A 21,926-nucleotide genomic window follows, 5' to 3' on the forward strand; every position below is an offset into this window, starting at 1 on the left:
CTCCTCCTCAGGTGTCGTGTGCCGAAATCATGCCGTCGATCAGACGGTAGGACAGAAGGTCGGGGATCTCGCGCGGGTCGCGGATGGCGGGGCGCGGGCGGCGGGGCAGGTCCCGCAGCATCATGCGGTGGCGCCGCTCGGCCTCCAGCGCCTCGTCAAAGCCGACGAAGCGAAAGCGCAGCCGCGCGCCGGGGCCTGCCTGGGCCATCGCGGGAAGGTCCGCCGGTATGACGGTGCCAAGGCGGGGATAACCGCCCGTCGTCTGGCATTCCGGCAAGAGAACGAAGGGCGTGCCATCGCCGGTCACCTGGATGTCGCCGGGCACGATGACCTCCGACAGGATCGAAAGCTGCCGGTCGGCGGCGAACCCCGCGCCCGCCATCGTCAGGCGCACGCCCATCCGGTTGGCGCGGTCGTCGCGGGTGAACTCTGTCGCCTCGAACCGCTCGCGTTCCTCGGGCGCGAAAAGCGCGGTCTGTGCGCTGTGGACGATCCGGATCATGCCGCCCGAAAAGCGGTCTTCGACATCAAGGATCAGGCCGGCCTCGGTGCGGGGATCGGGCCCAAGCGGCAGGCGCGCGCCTGCCTGAACGGGCGCCCCGATCCCCGCCACCAGATGCGCCGCCCGCGACCCCAGGACCGGCTCCGTCGCGATGCCACCGCCCAGGTGCAGGTATCCGTAGGCCCCACGCTCGGCGCCGCCGACGGTCAGAACTTGTCCCGGCACGATCAGGTGGGAGGCACTCCAGGCGATCGCCTTGCCGTCGATATCGGCGCGCATCGGCGCGCCGGTCAGGGCGAAGCGCGCCGGTTCCGTGACCGCGAACGCCCCGCCGAAGCCCGCCATTTCCAGGGCGGCCAGATCCCCCGCCTGGCCCAGGAGCGCCGCACCCTCGGCCAGCGCGACGGGATCGGCAGCACCCCCCCGCGACAGCCCCTGCATCAGCATCCCCGGGCGGCCGGTATCCTGCACCGTGACCGCGGGACCCGCGCGGCTGACGATGAGCTCCCTCATCCGATGGCCTCCACCACGGCACCGCCATCGCCACTGGCGTCGGCGGCGCGAATCGCCTCGAACGCCTCGCGGCTGACGGCGGGGAAGACCAGTTCATCCCCCGGCCTCAGCGGAAAGGGCTCCTCGCTTTCGGGCCGGAAGGCGCGGAAGGCGGTCTGGCCGATATGGCGCCAGCCGGTTGGCGTCGCGGCCGAGAACAGCACGAATTGCCGGATCGCCACCACCAGCGCCCCCTCCGGCACGCGGCGGGTCAGGGCGACCTGCCGGGGAATGTCCCAAGCCGGGGGCAGTTCCCCCAGATAGGGCTGGCCCGGCGCGAAACCGATGGTCAGCACCCGAACGGTCGCCTGCGACAGTTCCGCCACCGCATCGGCCACGGACATGCCTGCCGCGGCGGCGGCCTCCTCCAGTTGCGGGGCAAGATCGGTGCCGTAGACGGTCGGAATGCGCCAGCGGCGCCGGTTGGCGGGCAGCGCCGCACCATACCAGTCCTGGCGTTCGAGCAGGGCCGCAAGGCGCGCGCGCAGATCGGCGGGCGCGACCGACAGCGGATCGAACCGCAGAAACACCGAGGCGAGCGAGGTCGAGGTTTCCTCCACCCCCGGCCAGGTCTCGCGCTCGACCGCCGCGCGAAAGGCAAGCGCGGCCCGGTTCGCGGGCTCCGACAGGCGGTCGGCAAAGCTGACCAAAAGGCCGCCGAGGCCCAGCGTGCGGATCGCCGGATATCCGCCCCCCATCGCCATCGTCACCCTCCGCTACTGACCCGCCCAAGACATAGCACCCGGCAGCACAGAGTAAACCCGGCGCGGTTAGCCCCGCGTTAGGGCTTTGCCGCTAGGTTCGGCCCTGGGGTGAAGGAAAGGAACTGGTGGGATGGCAGGGCGCAACGATGCGGCGCCGGTCATCATCAAGCGCAAGAAGGTCGTCAACGGCGGCGGGCACCACGGCGGGGCGTGGAAGGTCGCCTATGCCGATTTCGTCACCGCCATGATGGCCTTCTTCATGCTGATGTGGCTGCTCAACGCAACGACGGAGAAGCAAAGAAAGGGGATCGCGGACTATTTCAGCCCAACGATCCCGCTCAGCCGGATCTCGGGCGGGGGCGACGGGTCCTTCGGCGGGGAAAGCGTCTTTTCAGAGGACCAGATTGCCCAGAACGGCACCGGCGCATCAAGCGCCAAGCCGTCTGAGGAACGGCAGGCCCTTGGCCAGACCGGCACCGCCGCGCAGGAGGAGGCCGAGGCCGGGACGTTCGCCGAGCGCGCGCGAAAGATCGAGGAGGCGCTGATGGGTCTGGGCGGCGAAAGCGCGGTGATCGACAACCTCTTGCGCCATGTGCAGACGCGGCTGACCGATGAGGGGCTGGTGGTCGAGCTTTCGGACCTGGAGGACGAGCCGCTGTTCTCCGGGCGCACGGATGAGCCGACCGACATCGCCCGCGCCCTGATCGCCCTGGTGGCGGAGGTCTTCGCGGTGGTCGACAACCCGGTCGCGATCAACGGCCATATGGCAGCCCAGCCCGAGGTGCTGATCGAGAACCCGACCTGGGACCTTTCCGCCAGCCGGGCGATGCGCGCACGGCTGCTCCTGGAGGCGGGCGGCCTTTCCGGCGACCGCAGCCTGAGGGTCACGGGATACGCCGATCGCAAGCCCGGTTACCGAAACCCCATGGCGGTTCGCAACAACCGGATCGAGGTGATTCTGATCCGATCGGACCAATGAAATCAGGCCACTACGCCCGTTAGCCGGAAATTAAGCGGCGCGCGCGAAGGTGTCGGCACTTGATACGCAGCAGCAGAAAGGCGGCACAATGTCGATTTCGTCTTCGCTCAATGCCGGGGTCGCCGGGCTCAACGCAAATGCCACCCGGCTTGCCACGATCTCCGACAATATCGCGAACTCCGGCACCTACGGCTACAAGCGCGCGACGGCCGATTTCGACAGTTTCGTGATCCAGCAGGCCTCGGGGTCCGGCACCTATTCGGCCGGGGGGGTACGCGCCTCCACCGCCCGCCTGGTGGAGGAGCAGGGGGCGCTGGTCCCGACCTCGCACGCGCTCGACCTTGCTGTTGCGGGGCGCGGAATGTTGCCGGTGACGGCCTCCGTCTCAGCGGGTTCGGCAATCGGCGAGCAGCCCCTGATGATGACCACGACCGGGGCCTTCCGCGCCGATGCGGATGGGGTCTTGCGGACTGACTCGGGGCTTGTGCTGCTGGGTTGGCCGGCGAATGCGGACGGCACGATCCCGGTCCTGCCGCGCGACACGCTCGCGGGTCTTCAGCCGGTCGTGATCACCGCCAACCAGACGGCGGGCGACCCGACGACCCAGATCACCCTCGGCGTGAACCTGCCCGCGACCGAGACGGCGGCAGGTGCAAATGGCACCTCGCTGCCGCTTTCGCTGGAGTATTTCGGTAATCTCGGGACCTCTGAATCGCTCGACATAAGCTTCACGCCCAGCGTGCCGGGTACCGGTTTGTCCAACACCTGGACGATGGAGGTCCGCGATTCCGCCCAGGGCGGCGCCGTGATCGGGCTCTATTCGCTGGTCTTCGACGATACGCGCGCGAACGGGGGCACGCTGTCCTCGGTCACGACGCTCTCTGGCGGGGGGTATGACGGCGCGACCGGAACGCTGGACCTGACCGTCGCGGGCGGCCCCATGAGCCTCACCATCGGCAAGCTCGGTGATCCCAAGGGGCTTACACAGCTTTCCGACAGTTTCGCCCCGACCGCCATCACCAAGAACGGCTCACCGGTCGGCAACCTGACCGCGGTCGAGGTGGACGAGCACGGCTACATCACCGCGAGCTACGACTCCGGCTTCACACGCCGCATCTACCAGATCCCGGTGGTGGGCGTCCCCAACCCCAACGGGCTGGTCGCGCTGGATAACCAGGCCTATCGGGTCTCGCCGGACTCCGGCGCGTTCTTCCTGTGGGATGCGGGCGACGGTCCGACGGGCGCCATCGTCGGCTACGCGCGCGAGGGCTCCACCACCGATGTCGCGGCGGAACTGACCGCGCTGATCCAGACGCAGCGGGCCTATTCCTCCAACGCCAAGGTCATCCAGACGGTGGACGACATGTTGCAGGAAACCACGAACATCAAGCGCTGACGCACAGGGACAGGGTCCGAAATGAGCATCTCCTCCGCGCTGTCGAACGCCTTGAGCGGCCTGACTGCGGCCTCGCGCCGTGCCGAGGTCGTTTCCGCCAATGTCGCGAATGCCCTGACGCCCGGCTATGGCAGGCGGGAGGTTCAGCTTTCCGCGATATCGCTGGGGGGAAAGGGTGCGGGGGTCCGGGTCGATGGCATCACTCGCAGCGTCAACCTGACCGTGATCGGCGACCGGCGGCTGGCTGACGCAGACGCCGGCAACGCCACGCAGCGGGCCCAGACCCTCGCGCGGATCGAGGGAGCGATCGGCGAACCGAGCGAGCCCTATTCCCTTTCTGCGCGGATCGTCGGCCTTGAGCAGGCGCTGGTTCAGGCGGCCGGGCGGCCTGACAGCGAGGCGCGACTGCAGTCGGTGGGGGAACGCGCTACGGGTCTGGCAAGGGCGCTGCAAGACCTGACGCGTGAACTCCAGGACATCCGGATGGATGCCGATCAGGAAATCGGGCAGCAGGTCGAGACGCTGAACACCACGCTGCGCCAGATCGATGCGCTGAACACCAACATCCTCGCCCAACGCAGTGCCGGGCGCGATGCGACCGCGCTGATGGACCAGCGCCAAGTGCTCGTTGACCGGATTGCGTCCATCGTTCCGGTCCGTGAAGTAGCGCGGGATCATGACCAGATCGCGCTTTTCACGACAGGCGGCGCGATCCTGCTCGACGGCAACCCGGCAGAGATTGGATTTTCGACCGTCGGGGTCATCACCCCTGAGATGACCCGGGACTCCGGCGCCCTTTCCGGCCTTTCGATCAACGGCATAACGATCGGCGCAGGCGAGGCGGGGCCGCTGCGCGGTGGAACGCTGGCCGCGCTGTTCACGGTGCGCGACCAGATTGCGACCGGCGCGCAATCGCAGTTCGACGCCCTCGCCCGCGATCTGGTCGAGCGCTTTTTGGGCGACCCCACGCTTCCCGCAGGCGCGCCCGGCCTGTTCACGGATGCGGGCGGCCCGGTTGACGCGATGAATGAGGCTGGGCTTGCGGGACGAATTACGGTGAACGCCGCGGCGGACCCGGCAAGCGGCGGCGCGCTCTGGCGGCTTAGGGACGGATTGGGGGCTGCCGCGCCTGGCCCCGTCGGGAACGCGTCCGGCCTTTTGGCGCTGGCCGATCGTCTGGCAGATGAGCGCGTTCCGGCCTCTGGCACGTTCATCGGCGCCGCGCGCGCGGCAGCGGGACTCGCGGCGGATGTGCTGTCGCAAATGTCCGGCGCGAGGCTCTCGGCGGAGGCCGCTGGGGCGCATGCCGCCGCCCGCCAATCGGCCCTCAGCGATCTGGAGCTTGCGGACGGCGTCGACACCGACGCCGAGATGCAAACCCTGCTGTTGGTGGAACAGGCTTTCTCCGCCAACGCGCGCGTGATCCGAACCCTCGACGAGCTTATCCAGCAATTGATCGGACTTTGACCATGACCAGTGTTTCCTACGGTGATCTGGCGCAGGCGCAGCTCCTCAGGCGGTCGAGCCGCGCGACCGAGGGGCGGCTGACGCAGTTGGCAGACGAACTGGCGAGCGGGCGAAGGCAGGACCTCGCCCGCGCAACCGGGGGCGACTTCAAGCTTCTGGCTGGCATCGAGCGCTCTCTTGGCTTGCTCAGAAGCTTCTCGGCGACGGCAGATGAGGCCGCGCTGGTCGGGCAAGCGATGCAAGGCGCGCTCGATACTGTTCAGGGTCTGGCGGAGGACAGCGGAATCGCCTTCACGTCCGCCGCCTCGAACGGCGGGGCGGTGGCCGTTCGCATGACGGCTGCCTCGGCGCGCCTTCAACTCGATGCGGCGGTGTCAGCGCTCAATGCCAATGTCGGAGACCGCTACCTCTTTTCCGGCGCGGACACCGACCGGCCCGCGCTGCCGGGTGGCGAGCCGATCCTTTCAGCACTGGCGACCGTCACCTCGGGATTGCCGACGGCAGAGGCTGTGCTTGACGCTGTGCGCGGCTGGTTCGACGCCCCGCGCGGGGGCGGTGGCTTTCTGGACCTGGCCTACGGCGGAAGCGATGGCGCGGCGGGGCCCATGCCGATTGCGATAAGCGAATCCGCCCGTTTCGACGTGTCGGCGGCCGACCCCGTTCTTCGACACACCATGGAGGGGCTGGCCCTCGGCGCCTTGATCGACGCAGGTACGCTCAGCGGTGACAGTGCCGCCTGTGCGCAGGTGCTCTCCGTCGCCGGTGAGACACTGCTGGGGGCTGCCGCGGGTGTGGTCGAACTGCGTGGCCGCATCGGCGCGATCGAGGCCAAGATCGAGGGCGCCAGGGCGCGCCAGGCGGCCGAGACATCCGCCCTGGAAATCGCGCGCGAAGGGATCGCCGCCGCTGATCCCTACGAGACCGCCTCGGGGCTTGAAGAGACGCGCAACCAGTTGGAAATGCTCTATGCCCTGACTGCGCGGCTCTCGCACCTGTCCCTGATGGAGTATCTGCGATGAGGCTTCTGGCGGCGCTCGCCTTGATCCTCCTGCCCTTGTCCGCTTTGGCGGCGCCGATCCGGATCAAGGATCTTGCCGAATTCGAGGGCGTGCGCGGCAACGATCTGGTGGGCTACGGCCTCGTCGTCGGCTTGAACGGAACCGGGGACGGGATTCGCAACGCCCCGTTCACCGAGGAGATCATGTCAAACCTGCTGGAGCGGCTGGGCGTTAACGTCACGGGCGAGCAGTTTCGCCCCAGGAACGTCGCCGCCGTCTTCGTGACCGCGACGCTGCCGGCCTTCGCCCGCGCGGGCAGCCGGATCGACATCGCGGTTTCGGCGATCGGCGACGCCAAGAGCCTTCTTGGGGGCACGCTGGTGATGACCCCGCTGAACGCCGCCGACGGCCAGATCTATGCCGTCGCCCAAGGGGCCATCGTCGCGGGCGGCGCCTCCGTCGAGGGCGATGGGGCCAAGGTGATCCAGGGCGTGCCGACCGCCGGGATCATTCCCTTGGGCGCGCGGGTGGAACGGGAGGTCGCGTTCGAACTGGGATCGCTCTCCTCCGTCCGCATCGCGCTCCGCTCGCCGGATTTCACGACGGCCGGGCGGATCGAGGAAGCGATAAACGGTGACTTCGGCAGGCCGGTGGCGCGAATGACGGACCCCGGAACGGTCGCGGTCGATATCGCGGCCACAGGCGTCCGTTCGACCGCGCATGCCCTTGGGCGAATCGAGAACCTGCTGGTGGAGCCGGTCCAGCGGGCGCGGGTCGTGGTTGACCAACGCTCCGGAACGATCGTGATGGGTCAGGATGTGCGGATCAGCCGCGTCGCGGTCAGCCAGGGCGGGCTGACACTCCGCGTCGAGGAAGCACCTGTCGCCGTGCAGCCCAATCCGTTTTCGGAGGGCGATACAATTGTCGTCCCGCGGACCCGGGCCGCGATCGAGGGGGATGGCGGGTCCGGGTTGGCAGAGGTTGCGGCGGGTGCTTCGCTGTCCGAAGTCGTGGCCGGATTGAACGCGCTGGGTGTCCCCCCCCGCGACATGATCGACATCCTGAAAAGCATCCATGCCGCGGGCGCGCTTCACGCGGAATTCATCGTGCAATAGCGGCGGGTCCCGGCCCGATTGACCATGCGGCGGAACAGGGTCTAGGTTGACGCGTCGAACATCGCAGGCGGAGCGCAACATGTCGAACCATGACGGAATACCGGAAGATGCCGAAGCTCGGCGCGCGATCCGTCCGGTCATTTGCTATCCTGATGACGGCCTTCCCGCCGTCGACCTCGGACGTTATCGCGCAGCGCGCCCCGGCGCTGCGAAGGTGGCGGAAGTCACCGTGCCGCCGCGCGACGCGCGCGCCTTCCACGTTCCGGCTGGGCATTTCTTTCGTATTTCCTCGGTCGAGGGGCCGCAGGTCGGCGATCTTAACCTTTGGAACGCGGCCAACCTTGAGGAGAAGTTCTTTTCCGGGAAGACCCGCGCGCTGCATGGAACTCACGTGACCGTCGGCGACAGGCTTTGGTCCTGCCTTCCCTTCCTTCGCCCCATGGCGACGGTCGTCGAGGATACGCTGGGCTGGTACGGCACCGATGCCTACGGCGGACGTGTCCACGACGTGATCGGCACGCGCTGCGATCCGTATACGCATCAGTTGCTCTCGGGCGGCACCTACCACCACTGCTGCCACTCGAACCTGACGCGCGCGCTCGCCGAGGAAACCGGGCAGGCGGTGGGCGAGGCCGAAATGCGCGTGCACGATGTCCTCAACGTCTTCATGTGCACGGGATTCACGGCGGACACCGGGCAGTACTTCATGAAGGCAAGCCCGGTCCGTCCCGGAGATTATTTGGAGTTTTTCGCCGAGATCGACCTTCTTGGCGCCCTTTCCGCCTGCCCCGGCGGCGACTGTTCGGCCGAACATTCGAGCGATGCCGCCGCCTGCTACCCGCTTCTTGTCGAGGTGTTTCGCCCGGCTGACGGCGCCATCGCAGGCTGGTCCTCGCCTGCCGTGAACGCCTACGACCGCAGCCACGGAACGAAATAGGCGGCGCCTTCCGGCGCCGCCCAAGACACCCCGCCGATAGGGCGCGGTCAGGTCGGGGACATGCCGCGCAGGCGTTCCGACCGGCGGCGCAACATCTCAAGCGTCGCGAGAAGCGCGATCGAGATCGCGACCAGGATCGTGGCCACCGCGAGGATCGTGGGCGAGATCTGTTCGCGCAGGCCGATGAACATCTGCCACGGCAGGGTCTTCTGCACCGCGGAGCCGACGAAGAGCACCACGACCACCTCGTCGAAGGAGGTGATGAAGGCAAAGAGACCGCCCGAAATCACGCCCGGCAGGATCAGCGGCATCTGGACCTTGAAGAAGGTGCGCACCGGTCCCGCGCCCATGTTGGCGGCCGCGCGGGTCAGCGAACGGTCGAAGCCGACGAGCGTCGCGGTCACCGTGATGATCACGAAGGGAATGCCCAGGACGGCATGCGCCAGGATGACCTTGATATAGCCCGACAGGTCTTTGGAGAAATGCAGCGTATCCTCCAGGAAGACCCCTAGACGCGAGTAGAAGAAGAACATGCCCGTGGCCGAAATGATCAGCGGCACGATCATCGGAGAGATCAGCACCGCCATGATCGCCCGGCGCCCGGGCACATGGCTTTGCGACAGGCCGATCGCCGCGAGCGTACCCAGCGAGACCGAAATGATCGTGGCAAAGGGCGCGATGATGAAGGAGTTCTTCAGCGGGCGCAGCCAGTCGGGGTTGGTCAGGAAGTCCTGGTAGTGCTTCAGCGAATAGCCTTCGGGGTCGAGCGCGAGCATCGCCGGCGTGAAGGTGAAGAAATCCTCGGCGTTGAAGCTGAGCGGAATCACGACCACGATCGGCGCGATCAGGAAGAAGAAGATCAGCCCGCAGATCAGGCGGAAGGTATTGTGCCACAGCACATCGCCCTTGGTCGCGTAGACCGGAACGCTGGCGCGGTAATCGCTCGAATGCAGCCAGTAGGCGAGCCAGCTCAGCACCAGCCCGACGATGCCGCCGAAGACCAGCCCCGCGACGCCGGACAGAACGGCGCCCAGCACCCCGGTGATGACGGCGCCCGCGATCCGTCCCGCGGCACGGGACGGCGCGAAGCGGATCAGCACGAAGGCGAGTGCCGCGGCGAATAGCGCCCCCAGCACGACGCCCGGCAGCGGGTTGTGCTTCGCCGTTCCCACGAGATAGCCCAAGAGCGCACCGGCGGCCGCGTTGATGGGCAGCGTGAAGCCGGTCAGGCTGGGCGTCGGAATATTGACGGTCTTGATGCTCATTCCGGTCACCCCAGCTTCACGTTATCGATGCCCACGATCTTGTCGTAGACGTAGTAGAGCAGAAGCACCGCCGCGAGCAGGATCGTGCCAAGCGCCGCCGCCAGACCCCAGTTCAGCGAGGTCGAGATGTGGAAGGCGATCCGGTTCGAGATGAAGACACCCTGCGTCCCGCCGACCAGTTCCGGCGTGATGTAGTAGCCGATGGCGAGGATGAAGACGAGGATCGACCCCGCGCCGATACCCGGCACCGATTGCGGGAAGTAGACGCGCCAGAAGGCAGTCCAGTTCGTCGCCCCGAGCGATTTTGCGGCCCGCAGGTAGCTGGGCGGAACCGTCTTCATCACCGAGTAGAGCGGCAGGATCATGAAGGGCAGCAGGATATGCGTCATCGCGATGATCGTGCCGAACTGGTTGTTGATCATGACGAGGCGATTGCCGTCATCGACCAGCCCGACCCAGACGAGCAGGTCGTTGATGACGCCTTGCTGTTGCAGCAGGACCTTCCAGGCCGAGGTCCGTACCAGAAGCGACGTCCAGAACGGCAGCAGCACCAGGATCATCAGCACGTTGGCGGTGGAGGCGCGCAGGTTGGCCAGGATCCACGCGACGGGATAGCCAAGCAGCAGGCACGATCCGGTGATCAGAAGCGACATCCACATGGTACGGATGAACAGCGTCGCATAGATCCGCTGATCCTCAGGGCGGAGCTGGACGCCCGTCGCCGTATTCTCCATGTCCACGGCGTTCAGGAAATACCCGCTCGTGTAATTGCCGCTGTAGCGCTTGAAGGTTTTCCAGACATCGATGTCACCCCAGTCCTTGTCGGACTCGATGAACTTCTCCTTGAAGGGGCCATCGGTTTCGAGGTTCCACTTCTTCACGTCCCGCCCGGTCGAGCGGAACAGCGAGGAGATACCGGGCATCTCATAGTTCAGGCGCGTGCCGAGCTTGGTGTGGATCTTGGCATCGACCGCCGCGACCAGGTCGGTCGCAAAGGCCGCATACACGTCCTCACCGGGCAGTTCGCCCGCCGTGGGGTCCCAGTTCTGAAGCGCGACGATCGTGTTCGGCAGCGTCTCCGGCACGATCTGGTTTTCGACCGACCGCCACAGCATCGAGACGATCGGGGTCACGAAAGTCAGGAGGACGAAGATCAGAAGCGGCGCGACCAGCGCAAGCGCCCGCAGCTTCTGCCGGCGCAAGGCACGCGCCAATGACCGCTTGAGCGGCATTCCATCGGCAGCGAGCATAGGGCCGGAGTGGGTTGTCTCGCTCATCTTCTCCCCATTCATTTTTTTCGTTGAAAAGCGACAAACGAATGTGGGACGGGGCCGCTGGCCCCGTCCCGTCGATCAAATCACTGGGCGAGCCAGGCCTGGAACTTCGCGTCGATGTCGTCGCGATGGTCAGCCCACCAGCCGTAGTCGTAGATCTGGACGTTGGTGGCGTTCGCCGGGTCGGTCGGCATGTGCGGAGCCATGTCGATGCCGAGCACTTCGTGCTTGCCGACGAGCGGCGCCGAGGAGGCGCGGGCCGGGCCGTAGGAGATGTACTTCGCCTGGTCGGCAAGGCGCTGCGTGTCGGTCGCGAACATCAGGAAATCCATGACGGCGGCTTCCTTCTCGGCCGAGAGGCCCGCCGGAACGATCCAGCCGTCGATGTCGAAGGACTGACGGTCCCAGAGCATCGCGATCGGCTGGTTCTGTTCGGCGATCGCCGAGAACAGACGGCCGTTGAAGGTCGAGCCCATCACGACTTCGCCGTCGGCCAGCAGCTGCGGCGTTTCGGCGCCGGCGGTCCACCACACGACCTGGTCCTTGATGGTGTCGAGCTTGGCGAACGCGCGCGCGACGCCTTCGTCGGTCGACAGCACATCGTAGATGTCGTCATTGGCGACGCCATCGCAGTAGAGGGCCCATTCGACGTTGTCGATCGGACGCTTCTGCAGCGAGCGCTTGCCGGGGTACTTCGCCAGGTCGAAGACGTCGCAAACGGAGGTCGGCGGCGTGTCGCCGACGAGGTCGGTGCGGTAGCCGAAGGTGGTCGAATAGACGATCTGCGGAACGAAGCACTCGTTCACGCGGGTCGCGCCGAAGTCGTCGTCGGCCGAGGTGCCATCCGGCGCCGGGGCAAGCTCGGTCGCGCCGTCGATCGGACGCGCGAGGCCTTCGTCGCACAGGCGCATCGAGTCGGACACGGTCACGTCGACGAGATCCCAGGTCAGGTTGCCGGCTTCGTTCATCGCGCGCAGCTTCGCCACCGCTTCGGCCGAGCTTTCGTCCCAGATGATGTTAACATCGGGGTGCATCGCCATGTACGGCTCCGCATAGGCCTTCAGCTGCGACTGCTGGTAAGCGCCGCCCCAGGACACCAGCGTGAGGTCGAGCGCGGAAGCCGCGCCCGCCGACATCGCAAGCGCGCTGGCAGCGAGAAGAAGATGAGTTGTTTTCATTGGTTTCTCCCTATTGGTTCCCGAAATCATAGTGCTGAGCCGAGGCTCCGGGAAAAGCCTCGGCCAATGGGTCAGGCGTCAAGCGCGCGGCAGTCGGTCGGCAGCCAGCCGATCTCGATCTGCTCGCCCGGCTGCATGCGCCGCTGGTCGGGCGCGTTGCGGGTCTTGACGACGAATTCCTCGTTCCCTGCGACGCGAAGCCGTGTGCGGAAGATGTCACCCATATAGATGAACTCCAGCACCTCGGCCTTGAGCGTATGCGCCCCTGGCTGCAGGCGCGCCTTGTTCATCTCGACCCGCTCGGGACGGATGGAAACGCGGGTACGCTCACCGGGCTTGGAGACGTTCACGGGCTTGCAGTCGATCAGCTCGCCATCGTCCAGCTCGACCAGCGCGACGCCATTGTTGATCTCTTTCACCACGCCTTCGAGCGTATTGTTCTCACCGATAAACTGGGCGACGAAGCTGTTTTCCGGCTCCTCGTAGAGGACATCGGGCGGGGCGAGCTGCTGGATCTTGCCGTCGTTGAAGACGGCGACACGGTCCGACATGGTCAGCGCCTCGGTCTGGTCGTGCGTCACGTAGACAACCGTGATCCCCAGCCCGTCGGCGATGCGCTTGATCTCGAACTGCATGTGCTCGCGAAGCTGCTTGTCGAGCGCACCAAGCGGCTCGTCCATCAGCACCAGCTCAGGCTCGAACACCAGCGCCCGGGCCAGCGCGACGCGCTGCTGCTGACCGCCCGAAAGCTGCGCCGGGCGGCGGCCGCCGAAGGTGCCCATCTGCACCATGTCGAGCGCGCGCTTCACCTTCTCTTCGCGCTCGGATTTGCCCATGTTGCGGACTTCCAGCGGGAAGGCGAGGTTTTCCGCGATCGTCATGTGCGGGAACAGCGCGTAGTTCTGGAACACCATCCCGATGCCGCGCTTGTGCGGCGGGATATTGTTGATCGGGCGCCCGGCCAGTTTGATCTCGCCATGCGTGGCCGTTTCGAAGCCCGCCAGCATCATCAGACAGGTGGTCTTGCCCGATCCGGACGGCCCCAGCATCGTGAGGAACTCACCCTTGCCAATGGACAGGTTCAGATCCTTCACCACGAGCGTTTCGCCGTCGTAGCTTTTCTGGACCCTCTCAAAAAGGACAAACGCGTCCCCGGCACCCTGATTGGTCAAATCGTGCTCCCCGTATCATGATACTTCGGTCTTCGCCGAAGTTCTTCCCACCTTAGGCAGTGTCGCAATATCATGCAACCACACCAACAGCCAATACCGTCATTCCGACATGAATGCGCGCAGGAGCGACATGCGTGGGTCGGCCCCGTTCGACATCATGGCGCCCGCATGGACGGCCATCGAGCCCGGGATTCCGTGCGGCCCCCGGATGCTGGCGTTGTTCGGCAACTCGCGCCAGAGTGCCTCGAGACCCGGCTCTCGTCCGACTTAGCGGAGAGTCCGCAGTTTGATTTCTGGGCCTACGCGGCGCGGGCAATCCCCCCCGATGTTAGGGGGATGCGGCGGTAGGATTTTCTCGGCCGGATGAACGAGGAGGTTCCGATGAAGACGCCACGTTTCACCGAGGTCCAGATCATGGGTGTGCTGCGCCAGATGGAGGTCGGTGTGCCTGCGACCGAGCCGTGCCGCGCGCACGGGATGAGCGGTGCGACGCTGTACAAATGGCGGGCAAAGTATGGCGGCATGGATGCGAGTCTCATCAGCGAGATGAAAGCAATGGCCGGGGAGAACCGCGGGCTGAAGCGTCTGTACGCCGACGCCAGCGTGCAGAACGACTTGCGCAGGGAAGCGCTCGGAAAAAAATGACTCGGCCAGCTCAACGCCGGGAGTTGGCTGTGAGAGCGGTGGCGATGATGGGTGTCAGCATAGCGCTGGCATGCCGGGCCTTCGCTGTCAGCGCGGCATCCTACCGGGACAGCCCCAAGCTGGACGGCGAGAACGAGCAGATCGCCGACCTGCTCCTTGGGCTGACGACGGCGAAGAAGACCGTAAGCGGTGTCCCGATGACACCGTGACGGTGTAATTCCACGGGAGCAGGTCGTCGACCTGGCTCCTCCTATGGTCCCGGGCGATCGCGGTGAGTGTTGCTGTCAGCCATGCGTGGGGATCGACGCCGTTCATTTTGCAGATCTCGATCAGCGAGGCGACAACGGCCCAGTTTTCGGCACCGGCATCGTGGCCGGCGAAGAGGGCGTTCGTACGGTTCAGGGCGATGGGGCGGATGGTGCGTTCGACGGCGATGTTGTCGATCTCGATGCGTCCATCGGTGGCGAAGCGGCCAAGGCCGTCGCGGTATTTGGCGATGTAGGCGAGTGCCTCTCCCAAGGGTGCGCTCCTCGCTTTCGTTCCTTGAACAGGACGAAGACAACCAAGGTAGCCCGGCGCCTCGCATCTACCAACCTGCAACGCGTGGCTTCCGGATGTCGCGCCAGCTGGTCGATCGGAAGCATGGCGGTTCAAGGAGGGGCGCAGCGGCTGCACTCCCGAAAGTAGTGCCGGAGAAGGAGAGCCGATGACCGACAAGTGGCTCACCCTGAACATGCAAGACGCCCGCTATGTCCGGTTATTCCCATCCGTGAGCGCATCGCTCACGAAGTCCAGGCTCCAACGCTGGTTCGGCGCATCCGGCACCAGCATTGGCCTACGTGCTCCCAAGGCCCGCTTCCGGCCGCCCCGGCGGCACAGCTTCTCCTCGCGATCGAGCCGCCTGAGCTTCTTCAGGTTCATCATGATCCCCTGCCGTTCCAGCATCACGTGGATGCACCGGTAGCCAAACCGCCGCCTCTCGGCCGCCACAGCCTTCATCGCTGCGCTCGCCTCGACATCATCTGGCCGCTCGCTGCGATAGCGTACGCCCAACCGATCCGCCGCCAGCGCCTTGCACGCCCCTCGCTGGCTCACCCCGCGGACCGCCACGACAGGGGCCACCGCTTCCCGCATCACGCCGGGCGTTACCACTTTCGCGAGGCGACATCCTTCAGGATCGCGTTGTCGAGAATCGCTTCGGCCAGCAGCTTCTTCAGCCGGCTGTTCTCGTCCTCAAGCGCCTTGAGACGTCGGGCATCAGACACCTCAAGCCCGCCGAACCGGGCCTTGTATTTGCAGACCGTCGCCGCGCTGACCCCAGGCTTCCGGCAAACGTCGGCCGTGGACATCCCGGCCTCCCGCTCCTTCAGCATCCCGATGATCTGTTCTTCCGTGAACCTTGATCGCTTCATTGTCCGTCTCCTGGTTGGGGCGGACTCTACCTCAACCTGAAGAAAGATACGGGGCTCAGGTCAACCGCTCCAGTATTCGTCATGACCAGATGCCAGCCGCCGCCTGTTTTTTTGATCTCAAGCCATGTTCTTCTGACAGAGCGCGGCAGTCAGCTGCCGGGTACGAGGTCTCGGCACCTACACGCCTCTTGCAAGGTCTTGCATTCCGGCCGCACGCGCGAGACCTTCAGATGCAAGCCATAGGAAGGTGACATCTTGGAACGCTGTGAAATCGTCCGTGAGAAGATCCGCTCCGGAAGCTATTCCGGGCCAACCTCGGGGCTTTGCCCAGGGCGGCTTCAGGCCAATATCGTGATCCTGCCTCGGGACCTGGCCGAGGATTTTCTGAACTACTGCCTCGCCAACCCGCGCCCCTGCCCTCTTGTTGGCCTTGGCGATGCCGGCGATCCCTATCTTCGGGACCTCGGGGACGATCTGGACATCCGCACGGACGTGTCGCGATACGTCGTCCACCGAGACGGTGTGGCGATCGAGGAACACACGGACATCCGGGCGCTTTGGCAACCGAATTTCGTGACCTTCGCACTTGGGTGTTCTTTCACGTTCGAGAACGCCTTGATTGCCACCGGCATTCCAATGCGCCACATCGAAGCCGGGACGACGGTTCCCATGTTCCGCACCAATGTTTCCACCGTCCCCAACGCCGTCTTCGGCTCGGATCTCGTTGTCAGCATGAGACCCATCGCGAAGGAACGGCTGGCGGATGTGCGGGCAATCTGCGACCGCTACCCCTTTGCGCACGGCGCCCCGGTTCATGTCGGCGACCCGTCGGAAATCGGCATCCGGGATGTCGGCCAACCCGACTGGGGCGACCCTTCGGACATTCGCGAGGGCGAAGTTTGCGCCTTCTGGGCCTGCGGAGTGACGACACAGATGGCCCTGGCCGCCGCGCGGGTCCCCTTTGCTATCACCCACAAGCCCGGCGCGATGCTGATTACCGATGTGCCTGAAACCGAGGGGCGCATCATCGGCGGGCGGCATATGATTTGACAGCCGCGATAACGAGACGCATACTCCCTATATTCCCGGATCAGGCCCGGCATGCGGCCCTGACCGAGCGCCCAAAGGGGGAAGAGTGAAATGTCAGGAACGGTCACGAAGATCTTGCGCCTTGCAACCGCTTGCGCAGCCATCGGCTTCGCCCAGGGCGCGATCGCTCAGGAATTGCCAAAGACGTCCTTCAACTATGTCGGCACCTGGGGCAACCTTTCGCTGTACAACAAGGTGGAAAAGCCCTTCTTCGAACAGACGATCCCGGAGCAGTCCGGTGGCGCCATCACCGTCACGGTACAGCCCTTCACTGAAATGGGCCTGAAGGGGACCGAAATTCTGCGGCTGCTGCGCAGCGGCGTGCTCGACATGAGCGCGACGCTTCTGTCCTATATCGGCGGCGATATCCCCGAGGCCGAGGCCGTCGATCTGGCCGGCATCACGCGCGACATCGACGAGGCGCACCGCATGACCGATGCCTACAAGCCGGTCCTGGCCGAGGTCTTTGAAAAGCAATACGGGGTCAAGCTGCTGGCCATCATTCCCTACCACGCGCAGATCGCCTATTGCCGCCAACCGATCACCGGCCTTGATGATTTCAAGGGTCTCAAGATCCGGTCCTCCGGCCGCTCGCAAGGCGATCTGATCGAAGCGCTTGGCGGCACGCCGGTCGGCATGGCCTTCGGCGAGGTTGTCCCCGCCCTCGAAAAGGGGGTCATCGATTGCGGCATCACCGGCGCGCTCAGCGGCAACTTGGCCAAATGGGACCAGGCGACGACGCATCTTTACCCGCTGCCCATCAGCTGGGCGACGACATTCGTCGCGGCCGGAAATGACTTCTGGGCAAAACTCGACCCCGCGGTGCAGACCTTCCTTGAGGAACAGATGAGCGCCTGGGAAGACCTCGCCTGGGAATCGGGCCGCTCCGAGACGGCGGACGGCACGTCCTGCAACACCGGCGGCGCCTGCGTGGACGGGCATGTCTCGGACATGACGCTGATCCCCGTGAACGACGCCGACTACGCGAAGTTGCGCGACCTGCTGGCTTCGGTCGTCGTGCCCCGCTGGGCCGAGCGCTGCGGCAGCGAGTGCGCCGCGCGCTGGAACGAGACGATCGGGAAAGAGCTTAACCTGACCGCGCCGACTGAATAGGGGCAGTGATGGACGCTCCGCGGCCGCGCTTTCTGGCACTCGGCGAACGCATCAGCCGTATCGCCGTCTGGATCGGCGGTCTGATGATCGTCCTGACCGCCGGATTGATCACCGCGGAGGTCCTTCTCAGGAAGATCGCCAACATATCGACGGGGGGCGCGGATGAGCTTTCGGGCTATGCGCTTGCCGTCGGGTCGAGTTGGTCGATGGGCTTTGCACTGTTACGCCGCGCGCATGTCCGGGTCGATGCGCTCTACGGGCAGTTCTCGGCCACGCCGCGCGCCTGGCTCGATTGCCTCGCAATCCTGGCGATGACAGGGTTCGCGCTGGTCCTGACGTGGTTCTGCGCCGGTGTGCTGCAGGAATCGATCACGCTCGGCGCCAGATCGACGACGACGCTCTCGATCCCGCTCTGGCTTCCCCAGGGGCTCTGGATCACCGGGTTCCTTATCTTCAGCGCGCTCGGCCTCATCTTGTCCTTCCACGCGGTTCTCGCCCTGCTTGCGGGCAAGGCCGAACGCGTGAGGCACCTCGTCGGAAGCCGGACGGCGGAGGAAGAGCTGTCCGAGGATGGCGGGCAGCCACCGGCAAACGGGGGCGAGCGATGCTGACATTCGCACTGGTGCTTCTATTCGCGCTGATCGGGCTGTCCATTCCGGTGGCCGCCGCACTGGGTCTGCTCGGGCTTTCGCTCGATCAGCTCTTCACGGTGATGCCACTGTATCGCGCGATCGGCGATATCGCATGGTCGGCCTCCACCGACTTCCTTCTGGTCGCGATCCCTCTTTTCGTGCTGATGGGCGAGATCCTGCTGCGTTCCGGCATCGCCGATCGTGTCTATCGCGCGGTCTCGGCCTGGATCACCTGGCTGCCGGGCGGCATCATGCATGCCAATATCGCCGCCTGCACCGCCTTTGCGGCGATCTCGGGCTCGACCGTGGCGACCGCCGCAACGATCGGCACCGTCGCAATCCCCCAGATGGAAAAGCGCAAATACGGCACGCGCCTGTTTCTGGGGACGCTGGCATCGGGCGGCACGCTTGGCATCCTGATCCCGCCTTCGATCAACATCATCATCTACGGCGCGCTGACCGACACCTCGATCCCTGAGCTCTACCTTGCAGGCATCTTGCCCGGCCTCATCCTTGCGGCGCTTTTCTCCCTGACCGTCGTCATCGCCTGCCTCATTCGTCCCGCCCTTGGTGGCGAGCGCGAAAGCCACAGCTGGGGCGAACGGTTCCGATCGCTTGTGGATCTTGTGCCGCCCGCGATCATCTTCGTGATCGTCATAGGCTCGATCTATGCCGGGTTGGCCACGCCGACCGAGTCGGCCGCGCTTGGCGTCGTAAGTTCGCTGATCCTCGCGGCCGCCTACCGCAGGCTTTCTCTGGCCATGCTGAAGGCCTCGATCGAAGGGGCGATGCAAACCACGGCGATGATCATGCTGATCATCGTCGCGGCCTTCTTCCTGAACCTGGTCCTGTCGGCCATCGGGCTACCGCAGGCCGTCAGCGCCTTTGTGACCGAGCTCGACTATTCCCCGACCGTCACACTGCTGATGATCGTCGGGCTCTACGTCGTTCTCGGGCTGTTCCTGGAAACGCTGACATTGATGATCACGACCATCCCGATCATCGCGCCGGTGGTGTTTTCGCTTGGCTATGATCCGGTCTGGTTCGGGATCATCCTCATGCTGCTGATCGAAACCGCTTTGATCACACCGCCCGTCGGCCTGAACCTCTACGTTATTCAGGGCGTCAGAGGCCGCGGGCAGGTGGGCGACGTGATCTATGGCGCGTTGCCCTTCGTCCTCGCGCTCATGACGATGATCTTGCTTCTGATGGCGCTGCCGCAGATCGCGCTCTGGCTGCCGAACGCGGTTTACTGAGCGCGCTTGCCCTGCCGGCCCCGGATGCCCCGGCCCTGAGGCTCACGGTCATCCTCCCCCAGCATGGCGAGAAGCGCGATGACGATGAGGCCGATGCCGGGCAGGATCATGGCTGGCGCCCCCCCCGCCCCAAGCGCGAACTCCCACGCGATGACCCAAACCGGAACGAGGTAAGTGTAGGCCATGACGTTTGCGGCCGGGATCCGGAGGCTGGCGAACTGTGTCAGGGCAAAGCTTGTCGCGGTCGCGAAGAGCGCGGTGTAGACGATCGTGACCCAGACGATCGGAGGCAACGCGGCCCAATTGGTCGCAATCAACGCAGGCAGGCCCGCCGCAATCAGCGCCAACGTCGCGCCCATGACGGTCCCCAGTGTGAAGACCAGGGCGGTTTCACCGCGATTGAGCATCCGGATCAGGGGGATATAGAGAGAATGCGCGACACAGCCGAGGAAGTAGACGGCCTCCCCCCGGCCAAGCCTAAACGCGAGCAAGGCGGCAATGTCGGCACGGAAGACAACCCAGAGCGCACCGAGTGCGGCGATCGACATCGCGACGAAACTCCGCGGCGTCGGCCGCTGCCGGAGCAGCAGCAGCCCGAACCCGGCGGTGACGAGCGGGGTCGTCGCATAGACCGCCGAGGCAGAAACAGGCGCCGCGGTCCTCAACCCTTCGAACATCAGGACGAAGTAAAGCGAGAAAAGACCGCCCAGCACCACATATCGCCAGACGGCCCGGTAAGCCCGGGCTGGCGCTTCTTCGCGCCTGACGCGCAGGAAGGCCCAAAGCGCCACCGCCGCGACGACAAAGCGCACCGCAGTCAGAGCGATTGGCGCCATATGCGGGGCCGCCATCGCGCCGAGGCTGAACGATCCGGCAACCAGGGCCGAGACGATCAGCATCGCGGCATGACTCGATGCGGCCGGGCTCATCTCGGGGTGCCCCTCTTTTACGCATGCGCCAGAATTGAACACCCCCCGCCGAAGGGTACGGGGGGTGCCGTCGTTGTGAGGGGTCGAACTTACTCGAATGCGCTGGCGGGATAGAACTTCACATTCTCCCACTTGCCGTCCTTGGCCTGCTGGATCGAATACGCCCCGGCGGGGGTCCCGCTTGCGTCGAAGGCCAGGGGGCCCGATGCGCCCTCTAGGTTGATGTCCTTGCCGGCGCCGATGGCTTCCTTGCCGGCCGCGAACGAACTGACGGCTTCCCCGCCATCGGCCACATCGCGGATCACGCTGTTGATCCCCTCGCCGGTGCAGCTCTCCGCACTTTCGAGCGAGAGCGCGATGAGGTTTGCCATATCGAAGGAGTTGGCCGCGAACGGCCCCGGCTCGCCGCCCGTTTTCTCCTGGTAGAGCGCATCGAAGGCCTTGAACTCCGGCAACGAGCTGTCGGCATCGGCGAACTCCACATAGGCGCGCCCGTTCAGGTATTGCGCGCCCACGGCATCAAAGACCTCGGGCACCGCCAGGTCGGCGGTGAAAAGCCACTCTCCCTCGAAGCCGCCGGCCGTTGCTTCCTTGATGACGGTCACGCCGGACTGCTGACCGCCCGCCAGGTAGATCGCGTCGGGCTCGTTCGCCAGCACCGAGACCAGCTCCGCCTGATAGGACGGCTGGCCGGGGTTGTAGACGACGTAGTCGGTCAGCTCGATCCCCGACGTTTCAAGCTTGTCGCGCGCGACCTGGGCCGGCGAAATCGTGGACTCCTCGTTCTGGACCATGAAGGCGACGCGCTTGTAGCCCTGGTCGGTCAGCCACAGGCCCGAGGCCGCCCCGTCGCCAAGGTCCGACGACACCGTCCGGTAAACGTAATCGCCACCCAGTTCGTTCAGGGTGATGGTTCCGGCATAGGGCGACATGATCACCGTCTTGGTCCGCTTGGCGAGATCGACGAGCGCCACCATCACCCCGGAGGTCGGGCCGACGACGGCGACCGCCCCTTCGGACTCGATCATCTTGGTTGCTTCGCGAATGCCGACCTCGGGATTGCCGCCGGTGTCGGCGACGACCGTGCGAAGGTTGCCGCATTTCGTGCCGCCCGCGGCATTGACCTCGGCCACGCCAAGCTCGACCGCGCCGGCGACGATCTTGCCGAACTCGCCAAGTTCCCCGGTCAAGGGGACGAGGACCCCGATAGTCACATCGGCCCGCGCCGAAGCCGTCGATACCGCAAGAGCCCCGGCAAGCAGGGTGGATTTCAGAAGGACGCCCTTGATAGACACTGTACTCTTCATTTCA

General features: G+C 65.5%; 18 protein-coding genes and 3 pseudogenes. 11 read left to right on the forward strand and 10 right to left on the reverse strand.

Annotated features, from left to right (window positions below; all coding sequences use genetic code 11):
• Positions 1–7 precede the first annotated feature (7 nt).
• A complete protein-coding gene (locus OE647_RS16285) occupies positions 8–1,015 on the reverse strand; it encodes a 5-oxoprolinase subunit C family protein (RefSeq protein WP_263722816.1) in 1,008 nt (335 codons plus the stop codon).
• Positions 1,012–1,758, reverse strand: a complete 747-nt coding sequence (locus OE647_RS16290; RefSeq protein WP_412174968.1) for a 5-oxoprolinase subunit B family protein — start codon at positions 1,756–1,758, stop codon at positions 1,012–1,014. Before OE647_RS16290 ends, OE647_RS16285 begins: the two co-directional genes overlap by 4 nt.
• Positions 1,759–1,888: 130 nt before the next feature.
• Between OE647_RS16290 and OE647_RS16295 the strand changes: the two genes are divergently transcribed.
• From OE647_RS16295 to OE647_RS16320, 6 genes are all read left to right on the forward strand, one after another.
• Positions 1,889–2,737: a flagellar motor protein MotB gene (locus OE647_RS16295; RefSeq protein WP_263722817.1), complete on the forward strand. Its 849-nt coding sequence runs from the start codon at positions 1,889–1,891 to the stop codon at positions 2,735–2,737.
• Between the two features lie 88 nt (positions 2,738–2,825).
• A complete protein-coding gene (locus OE647_RS16300; RefSeq protein WP_263722818.1) occupies positions 2,826–4,133 on the forward strand; it encodes a flagellar hook protein FlgE in 1,308 nt (435 codons plus the stop codon).
• Positions 4,134–4,154: 21 nt separating this feature from the next.
• Positions 4,155–5,600, forward strand: coding sequence for a flagellar hook-associated protein FlgK (gene flgK / locus OE647_RS16305; protein WP_263722819.1), 1,446 nt, complete (start codon positions 4,155–4,157; stop codon positions 5,598–5,600).
• Positions 5,601–5,602: 2 nt separating this feature from the next.
• Positions 5,603–6,619 carry a flagellin gene (locus OE647_RS16310; RefSeq protein WP_263722820.1) on the forward strand — a complete coding sequence of 339 codons (1,017 nt, stop codon included), beginning with the start codon at positions 5,603–5,605 and terminating at the stop codon, positions 6,617–6,619.
• Positions 6,616–7,713 (forward strand): flagellar basal body P-ring protein FlgI, encoded by a 1,098-nt coding sequence (locus OE647_RS16315; RefSeq protein ID WP_263722821.1) that lies wholly within the window; start codon positions 6,616–6,618, stop codon positions 7,711–7,713. The genes OE647_RS16310 and OE647_RS16315 overlap by 4 nt, the downstream gene beginning before the upstream one ends.
• A 79-nt stretch (positions 7,714–7,792) precedes the next feature.
• Complete coding sequence (locus OE647_RS16320; RefSeq protein WP_263722822.1) at positions 7,793–8,650, forward strand: urea carboxylase-associated family protein; 858 nt, start codon at positions 7,793–7,795, stop codon at positions 8,648–8,650.
• Between the two features lie 47 nt (positions 8,651–8,697).
• Here OE647_RS16320 and OE647_RS16325 read toward each other — a convergent pair whose 3' ends face one another.
• From OE647_RS16325 to OE647_RS16340, 4 genes are all read right to left on the reverse strand, one after another.
• Positions 8,698–9,915 carry an ABC transporter permease gene (locus OE647_RS16325; protein WP_263722823.1) on the reverse strand — a complete coding sequence of 406 codons (1,218 nt, stop codon included), beginning with the start codon at positions 9,913–9,915 and terminating at the stop codon, positions 8,698–8,700.
• A gap of 5 nt (positions 9,916–9,920) precedes the next feature.
• Positions 9,921–11,192 carry an ABC transporter permease gene (locus OE647_RS16330; RefSeq protein ID WP_263722824.1) on the reverse strand — a complete coding sequence of 424 codons (1,272 nt, stop codon included), beginning with the start codon at positions 11,190–11,192 and terminating at the stop codon, positions 9,921–9,923.
• 80 nt (positions 11,193–11,272) lie between these two features.
• Positions 11,273–12,367, reverse strand: coding sequence for an extracellular solute-binding protein (locus OE647_RS16335; protein ID WP_263722825.1), 1,095 nt, complete (start codon positions 12,365–12,367; stop codon positions 11,273–11,275).
• Between the two features lie 71 nt (positions 12,368–12,438).
• Complete coding sequence (locus OE647_RS16340; RefSeq protein WP_263722826.1) at positions 12,439–13,539, reverse strand: ABC transporter ATP-binding protein; 1,101 nt, start codon at positions 13,537–13,539, stop codon at positions 12,439–12,441.
• 381 nt (positions 13,540–13,920) lie between these two features.
• Between OE647_RS16340 and OE647_RS16345 the strand changes: the two are divergent.
• Positions 13,921–14,366 (forward strand): annotated as a pseudogene (locus tag OE647_RS16345) (transposase); the annotation flags it as partial.
• Positions 14,367–14,385: 19 nt separating this feature from the next.
• Here OE647_RS16345 and OE647_RS16350 read toward each other — a convergent pair.
• A pseudogene (locus OE647_RS16350) lies at positions 14,386–14,718 on the reverse strand (transposase domain-containing protein); the annotation flags it as partial.
• 228 nt (positions 14,719–14,946) lie between these two features.
• A pseudogene (locus tag OE647_RS16355) lies at positions 14,947–15,596 on the reverse strand (transposase); the annotation flags it as partial.
• Positions 15,597–15,851: 255 nt separating this feature from the next.
• Between OE647_RS16355 and OE647_RS16360 the strand changes: the two are divergent.
• The 4 genes from OE647_RS16360 (at position 15,852) to OE647_RS16375 (ending at position 19,686) form a co-directional block, all read left to right on the forward strand.
• The gene (locus tag OE647_RS16360) at positions 15,852–16,646 is read left to right on the forward strand and encodes a putative hydro-lyase (protein ID WP_263722827.1); all 795 of its coding nucleotides are present in this window, start codon (positions 15,852–15,854) and stop codon (positions 16,644–16,646) included.
• Positions 16,647–16,736: 90 nt separating this feature from the next.
• Positions 16,737–17,798, forward strand: a complete 1,062-nt coding sequence (locus OE647_RS16365; protein ID WP_263722828.1) for a TRAP transporter substrate-binding protein — start codon at positions 16,737–16,739, stop codon at positions 17,796–17,798.
• A gap of 8 nt (positions 17,799–17,806) precedes the next feature.
• Positions 17,807–18,409, forward strand: a complete 603-nt coding sequence (locus OE647_RS16370) for a TRAP transporter small permease subunit (RefSeq protein WP_263722830.1) — start codon at positions 17,807–17,809, stop codon at positions 18,407–18,409.
• Positions 18,403–19,686, forward strand: coding sequence for a TRAP transporter large permease (locus tag OE647_RS16375; protein ID WP_263722831.1), 1,284 nt, complete (start codon positions 18,403–18,405; stop codon positions 19,684–19,686). Before OE647_RS16370 ends, OE647_RS16375 begins: the two co-directional genes overlap by 7 nt.
• On the opposite strand, the gene OE647_RS16380 is transcribed toward OE647_RS16375, so the two are convergent.
• Entirely contained in the window at positions 19,680–20,615 is a 936-nt protein-coding gene (locus tag OE647_RS16380) for a DMT family transporter (protein WP_263722832.1), read from the reverse strand. The two genes, OE647_RS16375 and OE647_RS16380, sit on opposite strands and share 7 nt — an antisense overlap.
• 89 nt (positions 20,616–20,704) lie before the next feature.
• On the reverse strand, positions 20,705–21,922 hold the full coding sequence (locus OE647_RS16385; RefSeq protein WP_263722833.1) for an ABC transporter substrate-binding protein: 1,218 nt from the start codon (positions 21,920–21,922) through the stop codon (positions 20,705–20,707).
• Positions 21,923–21,926: the final 4 nt, after the last annotated feature.

Source organism: Albidovulum sediminicola, assembly GCF_025751575.1.
Lineage (GTDB): Bacteria > Pseudomonadota > Alphaproteobacteria > Rhodobacterales > Rhodobacteraceae > Albidovulum > Albidovulum sediminicola.

Coding starts and splice junctions, on each gene's coding strand:
- OE647_RS16315 (WP_263722821.1), top strand. CDS start 6,616: ATGAGGCTTCTGGCGGCGCTCGCCTTGATCCTCCTGCCCTTGTCCGCT.
- OE647_RS16385 (WP_263722833.1), bottom strand. CDS start 21,922: ATGAAGAGTACAGTGTCTATCAAGGGCGTCCTTCTGAAATCCACCCTG.
- OE647_RS16325 (WP_263722823.1), bottom strand. CDS start 9,915: ATGAGCATCAAGACCGTCAATATTCCGACGCCCAGCCTGACCGGCTTC.
- OE647_RS16370 (WP_263722830.1), top strand. CDS start 17,807: ATGGACGCTCCGCGGCCGCGCTTTCTGGCACTCGGCGAACGCATCAGC.
- OE647_RS16290 (WP_412174968.1), bottom strand. CDS start 1,758: ATGGCGATGGGGGGCGGATATCCGGCGATCCGCACGCTGGGCCTCGGC.
- OE647_RS16320 (WP_263722822.1), top strand. CDS start 7,793: ATGTCGAACCATGACGGAATACCGGAAGATGCCGAAGCTCGGCGCGCG.
- OE647_RS16335 (WP_263722825.1), bottom strand. CDS start 12,367: ATGAAAACAACTCATCTTCTTCTCGCTGCCAGCGCGCTTGCGATGTCG.
- OE647_RS16365 (WP_263722828.1), top strand. CDS start 16,737: ATGTCAGGAACGGTCACGAAGATCTTGCGCCTTGCAACCGCTTGCGCA.
- flgK (WP_263722819.1), top strand. CDS start 4,155: ATGAGCATCTCCTCCGCGCTGTCGAACGCCTTGAGCGGCCTGACTGCG.
- OE647_RS16285 (WP_263722816.1), bottom strand. CDS start 1,015: ATGAGGGAGCTCATCGTCAGCCGCGCGGGTCCCGCGGTCACGGTGCAG.
- OE647_RS16310 (WP_263722820.1), top strand. CDS start 5,603: ATGACCAGTGTTTCCTACGGTGATCTGGCGCAGGCGCAGCTCCTCAGG.
- OE647_RS16375 (WP_263722831.1), top strand. CDS start 18,403: ATGCTGACATTCGCACTGGTGCTTCTATTCGCGCTGATCGGGCTGTCC.
- OE647_RS16295 (WP_263722817.1), top strand. CDS start 1,889: ATGGCAGGGCGCAACGATGCGGCGCCGGTCATCATCAAGCGCAAGAAG.
- OE647_RS16380 (WP_263722832.1), bottom strand. CDS start 20,615: ATGAGCCCGGCCGCATCGAGTCATGCCGCGATGCTGATCGTCTCGGCC.
- OE647_RS16300 (WP_263722818.1), top strand. CDS start 2,826: ATGTCGATTTCGTCTTCGCTCAATGCCGGGGTCGCCGGGCTCAACGCA.
- OE647_RS16330 (WP_263722824.1), bottom strand. CDS start 11,192: ATGAGCGAGACAACCCACTCCGGCCCTATGCTCGCTGCCGATGGAATG.